This is a genomic window from Massilia sp. CT11-108 (genome assembly GCF_047302915.1).
Classification (GTDB): Bacteria; Pseudomonadota; Gammaproteobacteria; order Burkholderiales; family Burkholderiaceae_D; genus Telluria; species Telluria orientalis.
In genome coordinates, this window is record NZ_JBKYMO010000883.1 from 1 (window position 1) to 1,411 (window position 1,411).

Consider the following 1,411-nt stretch of genomic DNA (forward strand, 5'->3'; position numbering starts at 1 on the left):
CATCACGCCGACGCCCGTCTCGGCCCGGTTCACGGCGGTGCGCAGCCGGTTGTCGGCGTCCAGCGAGATCATGGCCGGCGCCGCGCTGGTCGGCGAAGCGGCGTTGCTGCGCGCGCTGCTGGACGACCTGCAGGACGGCGACGGCGCGCGCATCCTGCTGGAGATCGGCAGCGTGGCCGCGGACGGGCCGGAGGCCTACCGCCTCGACATCGGCCCCGACACGATCCTGATACGCGGCGCCGGCGCGCACGGCGTGTTCAACGGCATCCAGACGCTGGCCCAGTTGCTGGATGCGGACGGCTGTCTGCCGTGCGGCCGCGTGCTCGATGCGCCGCGCTTCGGCTACCGCGGCATGATGCTCGACGTGGCGCGCCATTTTGCTTCGGTGGCCACGGTCAAGCGCCTGCTCGACTGCATGGCGCGCTATAAACTGAACCGGCTGCACCTGCACCTGACGGACGACGAAGGCTGGCGCTTGCGGATCGACGCGCTGCCGGAGCTGACGGAGATCGGCGGCAAACGGGGCGCGGCCTGCGGCCACACGCTGCCGCCATCCTTTGGCTCGGGCGCGGACGTGGACACATCGTCCGGCACCGGCTATTACGACGCGGACGACTTCATCGGCATCCTGCGCCATGCGCACGCACGCCACATCGAGGTCATCCCGGAATTCAACATGCCGGGCCACGCGCGCGCGGCCGTGCTGGCGATGCGCGCGCGCCACGACCGCCTGCGCGCGCAGGGCGATATCGAAGGCGCGGAGCGCTACCTGCTGAGCGACCCGTACGATGCCTCCGTCTACGAATCCGTGCAGCTGTGGCGCGACAACGTGATCTGCATCGCGCTGCCGTCCGTCGACCGCTTCATCGACACCGTCGTCGCCCACGTCGCGGCGCTGTACCGCGAGGCCGGCGTGCCGCTCAGGACGATCCACACGGGCGGCGACGAGGTGCCGCTGGGCGCGTGGGAAGGCTCGCCGCGGTGCCGGGCGCTGATGCGCGAGCGCGGCTGGACCCGTATCGCGCAGCTGCAGGCGGATTTCGTCGACCGCTGCCGCGCGATCCTCGCACGCCACGGCCTCGCGTTCGCGGGCTGGGAAGAGACGGCGCTCGTGTACGAGGACGGCGGCCCCGGTTTCCAGGTCTATGCATGGAACAACGCGTGGGGCTCGGGCAAGGAAGACGTCGCGTACCGTCTCGCCAATGCGGGTTATGACGTCGTGCTGGCGAATGCCGCGAACCTGTATTTCGACCTCGCGTATGCGAAGGATCCGCAGGAGCCGGGTTATTACTGGGCCGGCTTCGTGGAGACGCGCCATGCGTTTGGCTTCTGCCCGCTGGACATGATCGTCAGCGCGGCCGCCGACCCGATGGGGAGAAGCGTGCCGCCCGGGCGGCTGGCCGCGATGACG

General features: G+C 70.2%; 1 protein-coding gene. It reads left to right on the top strand.

What is annotated here, in order from left to right; translation table 11 throughout:
• On the top strand, positions 1-1,411 hold a 1,411-nt coding region (locus tag ACEN88_RS31665), incomplete at both ends, for a family 20 glycosylhydrolase (protein WP_413346120.1).